15 protein-coding genes and 2 pseudogenes are annotated in these 16,961 nt (G+C 67.1%); 11 read left to right on the plus strand and 6 right to left on the minus strand.

Annotated elements, in window-relative coordinates; translation table 11 throughout:
* Window positions 1–2: 2 nt before the first annotated feature.
* The 5 genes from ACWDU4_RS00645 to ACWDU4_RS00665 are packed head-to-tail and all read right to left on the minus strand — an operon-like array spanning window position 3 to window position 4,057.
* Window positions 3–1,370 (minus strand): cytochrome P450, encoded by a 1,368-nt coding sequence (locus tag ACWDU4_RS00645; RefSeq protein WP_450111900.1) that lies wholly within the window; start codon window positions 1,368–1,370, stop codon window positions 3–5.
* A 55-nt stretch (window positions 1,371–1,425) separates the two neighbouring features.
* Complete coding sequence (locus tag ACWDU4_RS00650) at window positions 1,426–1,617, minus strand: ferredoxin (RefSeq protein ID WP_450111901.1); 192 nt, start codon at window positions 1,615–1,617, stop codon at window positions 1,426–1,428.
* 31 nt (window positions 1,618–1,648) lie between these two features.
* Window positions 1,649–2,509, minus strand: coding sequence for a mycofactocin-coupled SDR family oxidoreductase (locus tag ACWDU4_RS00655; RefSeq protein ID WP_450111902.1), 861 nt, complete (start codon window positions 2,507–2,509; stop codon window positions 1,649–1,651).
* 37 nt (window positions 2,510–2,546) lie between these two features.
* Complete coding sequence (locus ACWDU4_RS00660; RefSeq protein WP_450111903.1) at window positions 2,547–3,251, minus strand: SDR family NAD(P)-dependent oxidoreductase; 705 nt, start codon at window positions 3,249–3,251, stop codon at window positions 2,547–2,549.
* Window positions 3,248–4,057 carry a TauD/TfdA dioxygenase family protein gene (locus ACWDU4_RS00665; protein WP_450111904.1) on the minus strand — a complete coding sequence of 270 codons (810 nt, stop codon included), beginning with the start codon at window positions 4,055–4,057 and terminating at the stop codon, window positions 3,248–3,250. Before ACWDU4_RS00665 ends, ACWDU4_RS00660 begins: the two co-directional genes overlap by 4 nt.
* Before the next feature lie 207 nt (window positions 4,058–4,264).
* Here ACWDU4_RS00665 and ACWDU4_RS00670 point away from each other — a divergent pair, with 207 nt between their 5' ends.
* From ACWDU4_RS00670 to ACWDU4_RS00720, 11 genes and pseudogenes are all read left to right on the plus strand, one after another.
* Entirely contained in the window at window positions 4,265–5,761 is a 1,497-nt protein-coding gene (locus ACWDU4_RS00670) for an aldehyde dehydrogenase family protein (RefSeq protein WP_450111905.1), read from the plus strand.
* Complete coding sequence (locus ACWDU4_RS00675; protein WP_450111906.1) at window positions 5,758–6,987, plus strand: CaiB/BaiF CoA transferase family protein; 1,230 nt, start codon at window positions 5,758–5,760, stop codon at window positions 6,985–6,987. The genes ACWDU4_RS00670 and ACWDU4_RS00675 overlap by 4 nt, the downstream gene beginning before the upstream one ends.
* 18 nt (window positions 6,988–7,005) lie before the next feature.
* Window positions 7,006–8,199, plus strand: a complete 1,194-nt coding sequence (locus tag ACWDU4_RS00680; RefSeq protein WP_450111907.1) for an OB-fold domain-containing protein — start codon at window positions 7,006–7,008, stop codon at window positions 8,197–8,199.
* Complete coding sequence (locus ACWDU4_RS00685; protein ID WP_450111908.1) at window positions 8,196–9,356, plus strand: thiolase C-terminal domain-containing protein; 1,161 nt, start codon at window positions 8,196–8,198, stop codon at window positions 9,354–9,356. The genes ACWDU4_RS00680 and ACWDU4_RS00685 overlap by 4 nt, the downstream gene beginning before the upstream one ends.
* Window positions 9,357–9,370: 14 nt before the next feature.
* A pseudogene (locus ACWDU4_RS00690) lies at window positions 9,371–9,784 on the plus strand (carboxymuconolactone decarboxylase family protein); the annotation flags it as partial.
* On the plus strand, window positions 9,758–10,762 hold the full coding sequence (locus ACWDU4_RS00695) for an NAD(P)-dependent oxidoreductase (protein WP_450112049.1): 1,005 nt from the start codon (window positions 9,758–9,760) through the stop codon (window positions 10,760–10,762). The pseudogene ACWDU4_RS00690 and the gene ACWDU4_RS00695, both read left to right, overlap by 27 nt.
* 189 nt (window positions 10,763–10,951) lie before the next feature.
* The gene (locus ACWDU4_RS00700) at window positions 10,952–11,905 is read left to right on the plus strand and encodes an ABC transporter permease (RefSeq protein WP_450111909.1); all 954 of its coding nucleotides are present in this window, start codon (window positions 10,952–10,954) and stop codon (window positions 11,903–11,905) included.
* Window positions 11,902–12,804: an ABC transporter permease gene (locus tag ACWDU4_RS00705; protein WP_450111910.1), complete on the plus strand. Its 903-nt coding sequence runs from the start codon at window positions 11,902–11,904 to the stop codon at window positions 12,802–12,804. The genes ACWDU4_RS00700 and ACWDU4_RS00705 overlap by 4 nt, the downstream gene beginning before the upstream one ends.
* A gap of 40 nt (window positions 12,805–12,844) precedes the next feature.
* A complete protein-coding gene (locus tag ACWDU4_RS00710) occupies window positions 12,845–14,413 on the plus strand; it encodes an ABC transporter substrate-binding protein (protein WP_450112050.1) in 1,569 nt (522 codons plus the stop codon).
* 32 nt (window positions 14,414–14,445) lie between these two features.
* Entirely contained in the window at window positions 14,446–15,420 is a 975-nt protein-coding gene (locus ACWDU4_RS00715) for an ABC transporter ATP-binding protein (RefSeq protein ID WP_450111911.1), read from the plus strand.
* A 60-nt stretch (window positions 15,421–15,480) separates the two neighbouring features.
* Entirely contained in the window at window positions 15,481–16,458 is a 978-nt protein-coding gene (locus ACWDU4_RS00720) for an ABC transporter ATP-binding protein (RefSeq protein ID WP_450111912.1), read from the plus strand.
* A 100-nt stretch (window positions 16,459–16,558) separates the two neighbouring features.
* Here the strand turns inward: ACWDU4_RS00720 and ACWDU4_RS00725 are convergent.
* Window positions 16,559–16,918: pseudogene (locus ACWDU4_RS00725) on the minus strand (response regulator transcription factor); the annotation flags it as partial.
* Window positions 16,919–16,961 lie beyond the last annotated feature (43 nt).

Genomic DNA, 16,961 nt, shown 5'->3' on the forward strand with positions numbered 1-16,961 from the left:
AGTCAGTCACGAATCCGCGCCGATTCCTTGTGGATGGTGACCGGCTCCGCGAGTCGCTGCTCGTCGCAGATCTTCTGCAGCTCGGCGAGGGTCTCGTCGAGGCCGGCACCCAGGCGCGGCCCGGGGGTGAAGGTGGCCGGCAGCTTCCGCATGCCCTGGATGACGCCGATGGTGTCGTAGTGCACGGTGCCCTCGGGGTCACACTTGTAGTCCGGCATCCGGTCGAGCACCGCGATCAGCATGCGCTTGAACACCATCCGGGCCATGTTCGACCCGATGCAACGGTGGACGCCGAGCCCGAAGCTGAAGTGCCGGTTACCCCGCCGTTCCAGGTCGACGTCGTTCGGTTCGGCGAACAGCGAGGGATCCCGGTTGGCCATCGCCCAGGACAGCCACAGTCGCTCGCCTTCCTTGAACTCCGTGCCCTCGAACTCGGTGTCGGCGCTGAACGTGCGCCCGTCGCCAGGCGCGGGAGTGAAGTAGCGCAGGAACTCTTCGGTCGCGGAGTCCACCAGGGTGTCTCGTTCCCGGCTGAGGATCTCGCGCTGCTCGGGATTCTGGGACAGCCACTCGAGCGAGTGCGCGGTCAGCGCAGTGGTCGTGTCGAAGCCGCCGCCGATGATCAGGCTCAGAATGCCGAGCAACTCCATGTCGTCGGGCTTCTCGCCCAGAACCTCGACGTCGGCGACGGCGTTGATCAGCCCGGGGCGCGGATTCTGCCGGATCTCGAAGAGATTGGTCAGCAGATCGATGCCCATCGTGCGGTGCAGTTCGCCGATGCGCGCAATGTCCGGTGAGTCGGGCGGAGTGTAGACCGCGGCGTGGACGGGCTCGTTGTAGATGGTCCACTTCTCGATCGGGATGCCCATCATCGCCAGTGTGAGAACGGCGGGAACGATGTTCGCCAGATCGTCGACGAAGTCGATCTTCCCGCTCTCGATCTTCTCGTCGATGGATGCCCGCACCACTTCGTCCACGAAGGGAATCCAGCGCTGCACGGCCGCCGGGGACAGGTACGGGTTGAGCAGCGCCCGGAACTCGCGATGCTCGGGGTCGTCCATCTCCAGGATGCCGCCGCGCACTCCCGAGGCGCGCTCCATGGTGGGGATCGCGATTCCCTTGTAGTTGCGGCGTTTTCCGTGGATGTCGTGGTCGTTCGAGACGTCAGCCGAGCGAGATAGGGCGAAGACCTCGTTGCTGCCCGCCGCGACCCAGTGTCCGCCGTGGGTGTCCGACCACGCCATCGGGCACTTGGACTGCATCTCCTCGGTGATCGGGAGGAACTGGTCGCGGTACTCCGGTGCGTGCCGGTCGAATTGGAATCTGTTCGTCTTGCGATTGTCGTGCGCTACGACGTCGTCAACGCTCATGCGCGTTGTCCTCCCTGGGGATTCGAGGTGGATGGCGATCTCGGATCGGCGTCGGTCAGGAGAGCGTGATGGCCTGCTCCGGACATGATCGGGCTGCCTCTCGGACAGCCTCCTCCTGGTCGGCCGGGACGTTCTCGTCCACGGGGGTCGAGTGGCCGTCGATGTCACTCAGTTCGAACGAGTCCGGAGCCGCCATCGCGCACAACGTGTGGCCCTGGCAGCGATGGGAATCGACCTGCACCTTCACTGTTTTCCTCCTTGTTGCAGGTGAATTCGGGTCAGATGTGGTAGTCGTACCACTTGAGGTAGCCGCCGGCGTCGACTCGCATCTGCATACCGGTCACGTATCGGGCCTCGTCGGACGCGAGGAAGAGCACGGTGTTGCTGATGTCCTCGGGCTCGACATAGGGGACCGGCATCGCCTGCATCACGGCGAAGCCCGGCTCGGCGTCCGCCCGCGTCGGATGCTCGAGATCGGGGCGGAAGGACCGGTACATGGGCTCGCTCTGCAGCATGTCGGTGTTGCAGTTGGTCGGGTGCACGACGTTCGCTCGGATATGGCGGGGGGCGAGATGTGTCGCGAGCTCGTGGATGTAGTGCGACAGTGCGCGCTTGGAGAACATGTATGCCACGCCGCCGAGGTCCTTGCCGGGGACATCGACCTTGCTGGCGTCCATCATCGCGGCCATCGAGCCGGTTGCGATGATCGACGCGCCCTCGCCGAGATGGGGCAGGGCCGCCTGAACGGCGTTCATGGTTCCGACGAGGTTGGTGTTCACCACGTCGCACCATGCCTGCACCTGCGGCTCGCCCTTCATGCCCGCGACTCCGGCCTGGGCGACGACGATGTCGAGCTTGCCCAGCTCCGCGACGCCCTGCTCGACCGCCGCTCGCATCTGCTCGGCCTCGCGCACGTCGGCCTGCACGGCGACGACTCGGCGCCCGTGCTTCTCGATCAGCCGGGTCGTCTCCTCGAGATCCTCCGGAGTCGCCATCGGGTACCCGATGGTCGAGATGTCGGCACAGAGGTCGACCGCGATGATGTCGGCGCCCTCCTCGGCCAGCCGGACGGCGTGGCTGCGGCCCTGGCCCCGCGCGGCACCGGTGACGAATGCGACCTTGCCTTCTACACGACCCACTGTGGTTTCCTTTCGATGATTGGATTCGCCGGTGCGGCTACGTGTTTCGTCCACCGTTGACGCCGAGGATCTGGCCGTTGATGTAGCCGGCCTCCTCGGAGACGAGGAAGGCGCAGGCGGCGGCGATGTCCTCGGGCCGGCCGACGCGGCGCACGGGCGTCCGCTGGATGTGTTCGTCGACGGTGCCGCCGAGGCGGCCCGCCGCCTCGGCCTTGCGCAGCATCGGGGTGTCGATGAAGCCGGGCGGAACCGCGTTGACGGTGATGCCTTTCGGGCCGAGCTCGAGCGCGAGCGACTTGGTCAGCCCGTTGACTGCGGATTTCGCCGCCACGTAGTGCGACATGAACGGCTGACCGGAGTGGGCGCTGGAGGAGGAGATGTTGACGATCCGGCCCCAGCCGGCGTCGAGCATGTCCGGGATGGCGGCCTGGATGCAGTGAAAGACGCCGTTGAGGTTCACGTTGATCACCCGGTTCCAGTCCTCGAACGGGATCTTCTTGAATTGCCCGTATCCCTCGAGGCCTGCCGCATTGACGAGGATCGACACCGGACCGAGTTGCGCGCGGACCTTGGCCAGCGCCTCCTCGACCTGGTCGCGGTCCGTCACATCGGCCTTGTGCGAGAAGTCGTCGTCGGTGGGATTGAGATCGAGTACCGCGACGTGACATCCGTCCGCGCGCAGGCGATCGGCGATCGCCTGACCGATGCCGGATGCGCCACCGGTCACCACTGCAGTCTTCATGACCAGGCCTCGTCGCCCGCGATCGTCGTGCGGTGCATGGTCCGCTCCGAGGACGGGTCGTAGGGCAGGGCCCGGTGCAGCATTCCGGTGTTGTCCCAGATCACCACGTCGCCCTCCTGCCACTCGTGGGTGTAGGAGAACTGCTCCTGGGTGCACCACTCCTGCAGCTCGTCCAGGAGCGCGCGGCTCTCCGTGGGATCCATCCCGACGATGTGATCGGCGGTGGCGCCGATGACGAAGGACTTGCGGCCGTCGCGGCGGGTCCACACCAGGTCCGACTCGTGGGTGGGCAGCTGGCGGTACGCGGCGAGCTGCTCGTCGGTGGGATCGGGGTGCACCAGGCGCTGGGCGGCCTCGAAGCTGTGCAGCACCCGCAGACCCTCGTACCGCTTGCGGTCCTGCTCGGGCATCGTGTCGTAGGCCGCGTAGGTGCTGGCGAACTGGGTGCCGCCGCCGACCATCGCCGCGTGCCGGCAGGTCAGCATGGTCGCCTTGGCGGGGATGTCATGCGTGGTGTCGTCGATGTGCCAGTGGAACGTGCCCTTGAGGTACTCGGCGGATTGGCTCTTCGCCGGGTCGAGGGAGACGACGAAGATCTCCTTGCCGGGCGCCGGCGTGCGGACCTCGCCGAGCCGGCGGCTGAACGCCAGCTGGGCGTCGTCGTCCAGATTCAGCCCGCGGATGAGCAGGACTCCGCGCCACTTCAGCGCCTCCATGCACTGAGCAATGACCCCTTCGCCTGCGAGGTCTTCCACACCGGTGACTTCCACACCCAACGAGGGGCGAAGCGCCTTCGTCTCGATCACAAGAATCTCCCTTCCAATTGCGAGAACCATACTCTCGCTTTTGTTACGCCCGCAAGACCCGAATGCCCGCTGGATGGCCGGTTGTGGCGCCCGTTCTCCTTCGGATTCGGGGTAGGCAGAAGTCGAATAGGTTGTTAGTGTTCTCGCAGAACGTACTTCAAATTCTCCATCAGGAGAATGGGATTTTCACGACATTGAGGAGACGGGATGTCATCTCAGGACACAGTGGCGGCGACCGGCGGAACGCAGGCGGGTGAGGGAATCCGCAAGGCCCTGCTCATCGGTGGCGAACTCGTCGAGACGGAACGGACGATCACCTCGATCAACCCCGCGACCGGCGAGGTCGTCGGCTACGCGCCCGACGCCGGTGTCGCCGAGGCCGAGGCCGCGATCGCTGCCGCGCGGCGCGCCTTCGACACCACCGACTGGTCCACGAACGTCGAGCTGCGCACCCGCTGCCTCGACCAGCTCCACCAGGCGCTGCTCGACAACATCGAGGAGATGCGGGAGCTGACGATCGCGGAGGTCGGCGCCACCCGGCAGCTCACCTACGGCAACCAGCTCGCCGCGCCCATCGAGATCGTCCGCTACTACGCGGATCTGCTGAAGACCTACCCGCTGACCGAGGACATGGGCGAGATCGAGGTCCGCGGGCAGCGCCACCGCCGGTGGATCGAGAAGGAGTCCGCCGGCGTGGTCGCCGCGATCACCGCGTACAACTACCCGAACCAGCTGGCGCTCGCGAAGCTCGCACCTGCGCTCGCCGCAGGCTGCACGGTGGTGCTCAAGGGATCTCCGGACACGCCGCTGATCACTCAGCTCCTCGGCGAGATCATCGCAAAGCACACGGACATTCCCGCCGGTGTGGTGAATGTGCTGTCGTCATCGGAGATCGCGGTCGGGGAGCTCATGACCACGCACCCGGATGTGGACGTGGTGACCTTCACCGGATCGACCGTTGTCGGCAAGAAGATCATGGCGGCGGCGGCCGACACTCTCAAGCGCGTCTTCCTCGAGCTCGGCGGGAAGTCCGCACTCATCGTCCTCGACGACGCCGACCTCAAGATGGCCGCGCAGTTCGCCGCGTTCAGCATCTGTTCCCACGCCGGGCAGGGCTGCGCCCTCACCACCCGGATGCTGGTGCCCCGCGAGAAGCACGACGAGATCGCCCAGATGGTGGCCGCGTTCCTTCAGCGGGTTCCGTTCGGTGATCCGAGCGACCCCAAGATGTACATGGGCCCACTGATCACCGAACGTCAGCGGGACAAGGTCGACGGCATGGTCCAGCGGGCCGTTGCGGCCGGCGCGCAGCTCGTCACCGGTGGTGAACGGGTGAACCCCGGGTTCTTCTACACGCCCACCCTGCTGGCCGGCGTCGACCCGGACAGCGAGATCGCGCAGGACGAGGTGTTCGGACCCGTCCTGGCGTTGATCCCGCACGACGGCGACGACGATGCGGTGCGGATCGCCAACAACTCGGCGTTCGGCCTGTCCGGCGGCGTCATCAGCAACGACGACGAGCGCGCGATCTCCGTCGGCCGGCGGATCCGCACCGGCACGTTCAGCATCAACGGCGGCAACTACTTCACCCCCGACGTCCCGTTCGGTGGTTACAAGGAGTCGGGCATCGGCCGCGAGATGGGCACCGCCGGACTGGAGGAGTTCCTCGAGCAGAAGACGTTCGCGGCGGCGGTGCAGGAATGACGCCACACGCCGAAGGCGTCACGAGGCCCCTCGAGGGCATCCGGGTACTCGAGGTCGCGATGTACGGGTTCGTCCCGTCGGCGGGTGCGGTTCTCGCCGAGTGGGGTGCGGACGTGATCAAGGTCGAGCACGCCGTCACCGGTGACCCGCAGCGCGGGCTCCGGCAGGTGGGCCCGCTGCGTGTCGAGGGTGATCCCAACCCCAACGTCGAGCACGCGAACCGCGGCAAGCGCAGCATCGGTCTGGACATCTCGACCCCGGAGGGCAAGGAGGTCCTGAACGACCTTGCCCGCGAGTCCGATGTCTTCCTCACCAGCTACCTGCCGCAGGTGCGGACCAAGCTCGGCATCGACGTCGAGGACATCCGCGCGGTCAATCCGTCGATCATCTACGCGCGCGGCAGCGCTCTGGGGCCGCGTGGTGCCGAGGCGACTCGCGGCGGCTACGACATGACCGCCTTCTGGGCCCGCGCCGGAATCGCCGCCACCCTCACCCCACCCGGGATCGAGGGGATGATCGGCCCGCCCGGGCCTGCGTTCGGCGACACGATCTCCGGGACGAACCTCGCCGGTGGCATCGCGGCCGCGCTGCTCAAGCGGGAGCGCACCGGTGAACCGTCCGTCGTGGACGTGTCCCTGCTCGGGAGCGGACTGTGGGCCATGGGGCACGGGGTCGCGCTGTCGGTTCATCTGCAGGAGCCGATGGTGGCCCCTGCGCCAGGCGCCCACGGTGCGCTCACCAACCCGCTCTCCGGGGTGTACGCCACCGGCGACGGCCGGTACCTTTCCTTCGTCATGCTGCAGGCGGCGCGCTTCTGGCCCGACGTGTGCCGGCACATCGACCGGCCCGAACTCGCCGACGATCCGCGCTTCGCCGACGCCGCAGCGATCGCAGCCAACACCGCCGAGGCGGTGGCAATCCTGCGCGAGGTCCTCGCCACCCGCACCCTCGCGGAGTGGACCGAGCGGTTCGCGACCCTCGCCGGGCCGTGGGCACCGATCCAGGATTCCCTGCAGGTGGCCGACGACGCCCAGATCCGGGCGAACGAGTACCTGGTCAAGGCCGGGGAAATGGAGCTCGTCACCAGCCCGGTCCAGTTCGACGAAACCGCGCCCGAACTTCGTCCCGGGCCCGAATTCGCCGCGCAGACAGAGGAAATCCTCTTGGAAGCCGGATTGGACTGGGACCGCATCATCGCACTCAAGACCGCGGGCGCGGTCACCTAGATCGACCAGGAGGCAGACATGCCCTACATCGCCTCGATAGGCACGTACCTGCCGTGCTGGGGGACGCCCGAAGGCCGGGTACCCGGTGACGACGAGGACGCGATCACGCTGGCGGTCGAGGCCGGCCGCGCCGCACTGCGCGGCGGCGACCCGGTCTCGTTCGTGGTCCTCGTCAGCCGGGACCTGCCGCTGCTCGAGAGCAGCAACTCGGCAGTGCTGCTGGCCGGTCTCGGACTCGACCCCGAACTCGAGGTCACCGAGCGGCTCGGCGGGGCGCCCGCGACCCTCGACGCGATCGGCTCGGCGCGACCGCGGACACTGGTCATCGGGGTGGACACCGCCCCGGCCGGTGCTGCCGCGGCCGTGACCGCGGAGCGCGGAATGCAGGTGCGGACCGCGGGGCGGGTGTCGCGCAGTCTGCCGGTCCGGACGCGGGGTGAGACCGGTGTGGTGCGCGACTACGGCGACCCGCGTCTGCTGCAGGAGCGTGGGTTCCTGGCCTCGCTCAAGGCATCCTGGATGGATACCCCGGTCGCGGTGGCCGGCGTCCGGCACGAGCAGGCCGCAGCCCTCTGTACGGGTAATCCCCCTCCGCTGCCGACGTCAGGCGCGAGCGCGGGACTCTTCGCGCTCGCCGCGATGGCGGAGACCCGGACGACCGGTCCGATGGTGGGCGTCGAGCAGGCCAGCCTGTCGGGCATCACGGTCGCCGAGGGCGAGGTGCACATCCACCGCTGCGAACCGGAGGTACGCGAGTACACCGAGTGCACCCACGTCCCCGGTGCGGACATCCCCATCTCGCTCGCGGCGTACGAGCGGGCATTCGAGGCGAAGGTGCGGTGGGAGGCCGGGAAACACCGGGACAGTGAGACGTTGGACTTTCCACCGCGGTACCGGGTGGGAGACGACGGAACGCTCGGCACGGACTACGAGTTGGTTCCGCTGCCGCGCACCGGGACGGTGTACACCGGCGTGACGGTGCACTTCCCGGTGCCGGGGCTGAAAACGCCGTACACCCTGGCGATCGTCGAACTGGACGGGGTCGGGGTTCGCGCACTGGTGAAGGTGACCGGCGCGGATCCCGGCAGCGTCGACATCGGCGATCGCGGCCGGATGGTGCTGCGACGGGTGGCGGTGCGGTCCGGGGTTCCGGACTACGGCTACTCGTTCGAGCCCGGCACGTTCGATCCAGACCAGGAGGAAGTGGCATGAGGAAGGTCGCGATCGTCGGCGCGGGCATGACCCCGTTCGCCGAGCACTTCGCCCTGGGCATCAAGGACCTGCTGCCGATGGCGTTCTCCGACTGCGCCGCCACTGTCGACAAGGGGCTGGCCAAGTCGGATGTGCAGGCGGCATGGTTCGGCGCGATGGGGACACCGGACGGATTCCCGTCGGGCATTCTCGCCGACACCCTCGGGCTACTGGACATTCCCGTCACTCGTGTCGAGAATTCCTGTGCCACCGGTCATGACGCGGTTCGCAACGCACTGTTCGGTATCGCGTCGGGGGCCTGTGACGTCGCATTGGTCATCGGGGCCGACAAGGTTCGGGAGACGGCGTCGAAGGACATGCTCTGGGAGTGGGAGGCGATGACCCGGGACATGGCCTGGGACTACCCCCTCGGTCTCGTCGCACCCGCCGGGTTCGCGCTCCACGTTCGCCGCTACCTGCACGAGTCGCCGGCGACGAGGGAACACCTGGCCATGGTCGCGGTGAAGAACCATCGCAACGGGATGAACAACCCGAAGGCACGGCTGCGTCTGGACCTCACTCTCGACGTGGCACTGAACGCGCCGACCGTGGTCACCCCGTTCAGCGTCTACGACTGTGCACCCCAGAGTGACGGGGCGGCGGCGCTGATCCTCGCCGCAGAGGACGTCGTGGACCGGTACACCGACCGCCCGGTGTGGGTACGCGGGGTCGGGCTCGGTATGGATTCCGTGATGCACCAGCACAAGCGGGACATGACCACGTTCCCCGCGACGGTGCGCGCGGCGAAGCAGGCGTTCGGAATGGCCAGTCTGGCGCCGTCCGACGTGCAGGTGGCGGAGGTGCACGACTTCTTCACCGGCATCGAGTTGATGAGCTACGAGGATCTCGGATTCGCGGAACGCTTCGAGGCGTTCAAGCTCGTCGAATCCGGCGCCACCGATGTCGGGGGGTCGCTGCCGGTGAATCCGAGCGGTGGACTCATCTCCAAGGGGCACCCGCCGGGGGCGACGGGCGTCGCGCAGTGCGTCGAACTGTTCGAGCAGTTGCGTGGCAGTGCGGTCAATCAGGTCGAAGGGGCGCGAATCGGATTGGCACACAACCTCGGCGGTCCCACCGCCGTGGCCGGAGTGACAATTCTGGAGGGGCCGGGTGTATGAGCAAAGGACACAACATGACGGAACCGACTTCGATCGACGCTGCCCACCGCGCCCTCTTCGACGCGGGCCTCGCCGTCCGGCGCGAGGTTCTCGGTGACAGCTACGTCGATGCTGCCCTGACCCAGAATGCGGGGACCGACGGCGAGCCGCTCCAGCAGTTCGTCAGCGAGGTCGCATGGGGGTCGGTGTGGACCCGGCCGGGTCTCGACCGGCGCAGTCGCAGCCTGACCACTCTCGGAATGCTCGTCGCGCTGAACCAACATCGTGAACTGGCCACGCACGTGCGGGCTGCACTCGGCAACGGACTGACCCGCGACGAGATAGTGGAGGTGATCGTTCACGCCACCGCGTACGCGGGGGTGCCGGCCGGGGTTGCGGCGATGAGGGTCGCGCAGGAGGCGTTGACCGCCGCACTCGGACCTCGGGAACCCACCGGTTCGGGGGAGGGATCCGAGCCGGGGCAGGAGGCACGGGCGACGACGCCGCTGCCCGGCAAGCGGGTCGGGTTCGTCGGGCTCGGAGCCATGGGCACTCCGATTGCCACCAACTTTCTCGCGGCAGGCCAGCCGCTGCTGGTGCGCGACGCCGATCCGCCGAGCCAGGGGCGCTTCATCTCCGAGCATGCGGATGCCGACGGCGCCAACGACCTGGCGGCGTTCGCGGACTGTGACGTGGTGGTCCTGGTGCTGCCCAACAGTGACATCGTCGACGACGTGGTGCTGGCCGAGGGCGGGTTGCTCGCGCACCTGAGGCCGGGTGCGGTGATCGTCGACATGGGGTCGAGCGTGCCTGCACGCACCCGGGACCTGGCGAAGGCCGCAGCGGCTCGCGGGGTGGATGTGCTGGACGCACCGGTCAGCGGTGGTGTGGCACGGGCCCGGGCAGGAGATCTCGCGATCATGGTCGGGGGAGACACGGATGTCCTGGACGCTGTTCGCCCATTGCTCGGTTCCGCCGGGCGTGAGATACTGCACATCGGTTCGGTCGGCGCAGGACATGCCGCCAAGGCACTGAACAACTTGCTTGCCGCAAACGGATTCGTCGCAGCGGCCGAGATGATGCTGGTCGGAAAGAAGTTCGGGATCGACCCCGCCACGTTGCTGGCCGTGTTCAATGCCGGCAGCGGACGAAACCAGGCGACCGAGACGAAGTACGAGAAGTTCGTGTTGTCAAGGTCTTTCGATTCCGGCTTCGCTGCGAGTCTGATGCGCAAGGACATTGGGATCGCACTCGACCTGGCCCGGGGTGAGGCCGTCTCCTCCGCGCTTGCCGAAACCCTGGGGCAGGTGTGGAACGACGCGGTCGACGACCTCGACCCGGGTGCCGACCAGACCGAGGTGGTGCTCCACCTCGAGCGGCTCACCGGCGTCTCGCTCGCCGACGACCTCACACAGCCCGCCGGCTAGGGAATCCGCCGGTACGGCAAATTCCCTGGGCAGAACTGCATCTGACGTTTCTTCGTTTCCGGCAACAAGGGCATTGTGGCCGGTCGCCTCGACAGCCGTCACGGGTGTCGAGGCGACCGACCGTGCCCGAATCTCCCGGGACTGCCCGTGCCGGTGTCCTTTCGTGCTCTGAAGAGAAGGCGGCGTTGAATGGTTCTCACTGTTTCGAAACGAATGGGCCGCAGCCTGCTCGTGGTACTGCTGGTGACCGCAGCGGTGGTTGCGTTGCTGAGTCTGGCCCCGGGATCCGTGTCCCAGGTGATCCTCGGCGAGAACGCCACACCGGACGCGGTGGCCGCAATGGACGCGAAGCTCGGTTTCGACGATCCGGTCTGGATGCAGTACGTCCACTGGCTCGGCAATGCCGTGCAGGGAGACCTGGGTACCTCGCCCCTGACCGGGCAGTCGGTCAGCGAAGCTATTGCCGAACGTCTACCTGTGACAATGCAATTGGCGGTTATGGGGTTGGTGATAGCGCTGTTGACGGCGCTGGTCATGGGTGTGATCTCCGCGTCCCGTCCGGGCAGTGGACTCGACCGCGGGATCAACGCGCTCTCCGCGGTCTTCCTGTCGGTGCCCGCCTTCATCGCAGGTCCGGTGCTGATCTACTTCTTCGCGATCAAGCTTCAGTTGTTTCCGGTGATGGGATGGTCGCGGATCAGTGAGGGTTTGGGAGAGAACCTGCGCAGCGCCCTGCTGCCGGCCGTCGCGATCGCGCTGACGGAGATCGCGGCGTTCCACAGGCTGCTTCGCACCGACCTCATCGGAACTCTCCGCGAGGACTACATCGCCGCTGCCCGTGCGAAGGGCATGCCCTCCTGGTATGTCATGTTCCGGCATGCGCTGCGGCCGTCGTCGTTCTCTCTGATCACCGTGGCCGGGATCAACCTCGGACGCCTCATCGGCGGCACGGTGATCGTCGAAACGCTGTTCGGGCTACCAGGTTTGGGTCAGCTCATTGCATCCTCGATCACGTCCCGGGACGTGATCATGGTCCAGGGAGTCGTGGTCTTCATCGCCGTCGTGTACGTGGTCGTCAACACCGTCGTCGACCTCAGCTACGGACTGATCGACCCCCGAGTCAGGAAGGTGGCCGCAGCATGAGTGAAGTGGCGGTGGACAACCCGGCCCTCGACGAGGGCGATGGTCACGAGCCGGAGCGGGCCCCGCTGGTTCCGCCGGTCCGCAAGCGCCGTCCGGTCCTGGTGTACCTGTCGGTCACCTGGCTGGCGGTCCTGATCCTGGCGGCCGTGTTCGCCGACGTGCTCCCGCTCGCCTCTTATGCGACGCCCGTCGGGGCGCCGCGTCTGAGCCCGCAGTTCGGTTCGCCGGATCTGCTCCTCGGCACGGACACCCTCGGACGGTCGATGCTCTCCCGCATCATCTACGGTGCCCGGGTCTCACTGGTGGTCGGCACGGTGGCGGGGCTTCTCGGCTTCGTGATCGGTTCTTTCTTCGGTTTGCTCGCAGGATATTTCGGCAGACACCTCGACGGGGTGGTGACGCTGATCGCGGACGCCATGCTGGCCTTCCCTCCGCTGATCCTGCTGCTGGCCCTGTCGTCCATTCTCACTCCCAGCGTGCAGACGCTACTGCTCGGCCTCACGCTCCTGGTGATCCCGTCGTTCATCCGTCTGGCGAGGGTCAACACGATGGCCTGGAGTTCGCGGGAATTCGTCAGGGCTGCACGGAACATGGGTGCCGGCAACGGCCGGATCCTGTTCCGGGAGATCCTGCCGAACGTCATCGCACCACTGGCGGCGTACCTGCCGATCATCATGGCCGCGCTCATCGTGGCCGAAGGATCCCTCAGCTTCCTCGGCCTGGGAATCCCACCGCCGCAGCCGAGTTGGGGCGGAATGATCAGCGACGGCAAGGACGCGATCGCGACGTCGCCGCACCTGGTGTTCGTCCCGGCGCTCGTCATCTTCTTCACCGTTTTCGCCCTCAATCATGTCGGCGACCACCTGCGCACCAAGTTCGATCGCACCCTGCACGACTGAAATCCGTTCGTATTTCACCATGCACCACGAGAGGTCGATGATGATCAGACACAGACGGCTCTTCGCAGCGCTCGCCGCGGCCTGTTCGGCAGCGCTCGTACTGAGCGCGTGCGGAGGCTCCGGGAGCGGTGGCGATTCCGCAACGCCCGCAGGAGACCCCGTTGCGGGAGGCGAGATTCGGGCGATGCAGACCGGCGAGCCGCGCTCGCTGGACCCGGCCTCCCTGTCGAACACCTGGGCGCACCAACCGACGCTCGGCAACGCCCTGTACGGAACGCTGATGGTCAACAACGTGGAGACGTTGGAGATCGAGTACAAGATGGCCACCGGGTTCACCACCACCGACGGCGGGCGATCGTTCACCCTGACCCTGCGGCCGGGCCTGACCTTCACCGACGGCACCCCACTCGATGCCGCCGCGGTCAAGTTCAACTGGGACCGCCTGCGGGATCCCGCTCTCGGTTCGACCACGGTCCGGCAGGCATCGCAGATCACCTCGTCCGACGTCGTGGATCCGACCACCCTCAAGGTCACCATGGTCGCGGCCAGCCCGCACTTCGCGCAGTCGCTGATCGCAGGCGCCCTGAACTGGATCGCCTCGCCGGCCGCCCTGCAGAAGGGACAGCCCGCGTTCGACGAGAACCCGGTCGGCGCAGGTCCCTTCACGCTGGTGAAGTGGACCCGTCAGGATGCAATCGAGCTCGCCCGCAACCCCGGCTACTGGGACGCGCCGAAGCCGTATGTGGACCGCCTGACCATCCGCACGGTCCCGGACACCAACCAGCGAATCAACGCCGTCTCGACCTCGAGTGTCGACCTGCTGTCGGAGACCAACTGGTCGAGCCTGAACCGGATGGAGGCCGCGGGCTACTCCCACGAGGTGGCCCCGACCGGCGGCGGCCTGTTCGCCGCCATGAACCTGCGCCGCGCCCCCTTCGACGACGAACGTGCTCGCCGTGCGGTGGTACAGGCCATTGACCTGGACGCGCTCAACACCGTCGTCTACAACGGCGAGAACGACGTACCCAGGACCCTGTTCCCGGAACAGTCGCCGTACTACAGCGACATCGCGCTCCCGACCACGAACAAGGAAGAGGCACAGAAGCTGTTCGACGAGCTGGCCGCCGCGGGCAAGCCGGTCAAGTTCACGTTCCTCTCCTACCCCACCACCGAGAGCAAGACCCTCGGAGAGGCGCTGCAGGCACAGCTCAGTGCCTTCGGCAACGTGGAGATGAAGGTCGAGGTCGCCGACTTCGGCACCATCACCGCCCGCAACGGTGCCCGCGACTTCGACATGGTCGTGTCCTCCGCGATCGTTCAGGATCCCGACTTCGGGCTGTGGACGGCGTTCCATCAGGACTCGAACGGCAACTTCGCGGGCGTCAAGGACGAAGAGCTCAGCAAGGCACTCGACGCCGGGCGGCTCGCCGAGTCCGACAGCGAGCGCAAGGCCGCCTACGAGACGGTGCAGAAGCGACTCGTCGAACTGAACCCCGGTATCTGGTACACGCGGGCGGTCCCGGCTGTCGCGTACGGCAAGAACGTGCACGGCGTGCAGATCTACACCCTCGGGTCACCGCTTCCGGAAGACATCTGGGTGAGCAAGTAGTTCGCGACGACTGACGAAAGGGGCCAGCCCACATGACGACTCAGCCGCTCCTCCAAGTGCGGAACCTGCGTGCGCACATCGGTACGCCACGCGGCATCGTCCGCGCCGTGGACGATGTCTCCTTCGACCTGGGTGCCGGACAGGCGCTGGGCATCGTGGGGGAGTCCGGATCGGGCAAGTCGGTGATGGCCCGGGCGATCATGGGGCTGATGCCGGCTCGATCGGGGCGGTCCGGCGAGGTGACCTTCCGGGGCCGAGACCTGCTCGCGTTGAGTAAGAAGGACACTCTCGAGATCTGGGGAAAACAGATCGCGATGGTGTTCCAGGATCCCGGGCGCTCCCTGAACCCGGTGGTCAAGGTGGAGCGGCAGCTCACCGAGGGGATGCGCCGTCACCTCGGCGTCAGTCGTTCGGAGGCGCGTGATCGGGCACTGAACCTGTTGAAAGAGGTCGGGGTGCCCGACCCGGAGAAGCGGCTCGGCAACTATCCGCACGAGATGTCCGGTGGAATGCGTCAGCGCGTGATGATCGCGATCGCGCTCGCGTGTGAGCCGGACCTGTTGATCGCCGACGAACCGACGACCGCGCTGGACGTGACGATCCAACGGCAGATCCTGGATCTGTTGCGTCGTGTCCAGCGCGATCGGGGGATGGCCCTGATGCTCATCAGTCACGATCTCGCGGTGGTCGCGGGGCGGACCGATCGGGTGTCGGTGATGTATGCCGGCCGGCTCGCCGAAACCGGGTCGACGCGTGCAGTGTTCGATGCGCCACGGCATCGCTACACCCATGCTCTGCTCGGCGCGACGCCGACCGTGGATCACCCGCGCCACGCGCCGCTGCGGTTGATCGAGGGTTCCCTGCCGGATCCCACGCGGCCGCCGGAGGGGTGCCGATTCGCTCCCCGGTGCGAGCACGCCGACGCCGAGTGTCACGACGGGGGACTGCGCCTGCAGACGGTCGGAGCGGACCATCACGCGGCGTGTGCCCACCCCGTTCCCCTCTGACAACCCTTGTCGCTGCGCTCGTGTGTCGCTGCATCGGCCCATTCGGAAAGGTAGGCCCTCATGGCCGGAATCGGTACCGCCCACCTGCGCGGTGAGCAGGCCCTGTTGAGTGTCCAGGACCTCGTCGTGGAGTACCCGACGGCGGCGGGGACCGTGCAGGCGGTCTCGAAGATCAGCTTCGACGTACTCCCCGGCGAGACCCTCGGAATCGTTGGCGAGTCCGGCTGCGGGAAGTCGACGACCGGTCGCGCGGTACTGCGGCTCGACCGGCTGACCGCAGGCCGGATCCGGTTCGGGGAGGACTGGATCGACGGTGCCGACGAGAAGCGGATGCGTGAGCTCCGCCGGGACATGCAGATGATTTTCCAGGACCCGGTGGCGTCACTGAATCCTCGCCGGGCGGTGAAGGACATCGTGGTCGAGGGGCTCGCGGTGGCCGGTGCACCGGCCGAGGAGAGGGCCGCGACGTCGAGGTCCGTGCTCGATCAGGTCGGGCTGCGCGGCGACCGGTACGCGGACATGTTGCCCAGGCAGTTGTCGGGTGGCCAGGCTCAACGCGTCGCCATCGCGCGTGCGCTCGCGCTACGCCCACGACTCCTGATCTGCGACGAACCGGTCTCGGCGCTGGATGTGTCCGTTCAGGCCCAGATCCTCAACCTGATCGAGGATCTGAAGGCGGAGTTCTCCCTCACCGTGGTCTTCATCGCACACGATCTCGGCGTCGTGCGCACCGTCAGCGACAACGTGATGGTGATGTACCTCGGCAAGGTCTGCGAGTTCGGCGACTCGGTCGCGGTGTACGACGACCCGGCACACCCGTACACCAGGGCCCTGCTCGACTCGGTTCCGCTGACCGACCCGGAGAAGGGGTTCGCAGGCCCGGCACTCGAAGGCGACGTGCCGTCTCCGCTCGCACCGCCCACCGGCTGCCGCTTCCGGACCCGCTGCCCGGTGGCGGTGGAACGGTGTGCGACGGAGGAACCCGAGATTCGCGAGGTGAAGCCGGGACAGTACGTCGCCTGCCATCAGGCCGCGTAGCCCGGACCGGTCGTCCGGCCGGGGCCGTTGGATGCCGGCGGGTTGCCGAGATCGGTCGACGGCGATTCGGGCGCGTGCCGGGGCCGTTCCCGTACGGCGATCAGAGTTCGTCGAGGGAGATCAGTCCGTCCTGGATGGCGCGGGCGACGAGGGATGCCTTGGTGGGCGCGGGGCGATCCACCTCGGCGTACTTGGCGCGGATCCGGGACAGGTGGGTGTTGACGGTGCCGAGCGACAGGAACAGGTCTGCGGCGACGGTGCTCTTCGAATCGCAGCGCAGCCAGGTGAGCAGAACCTCGACCTCGCGCGGTGAGAGCACTGGTTTGCGCAGCGGTCGGGACACGGCGCGCCGCTGGGCCGGGTGGGCCCGGTCGGCGTCGTGGTTGAGCAGCGCGGTCATCGATGTCCTCGGAGGGTGCGTCGTGATGGCTCCTCCCAAGAGAGGAGTCGCTTGTCTGTGAGGATCCTAAGTGTTTGCCGCGAGTCTGCCGAGACGCGATTTC

The organism is Rhodococcus sp. NPDC003348, assembly GCF_053589375.1.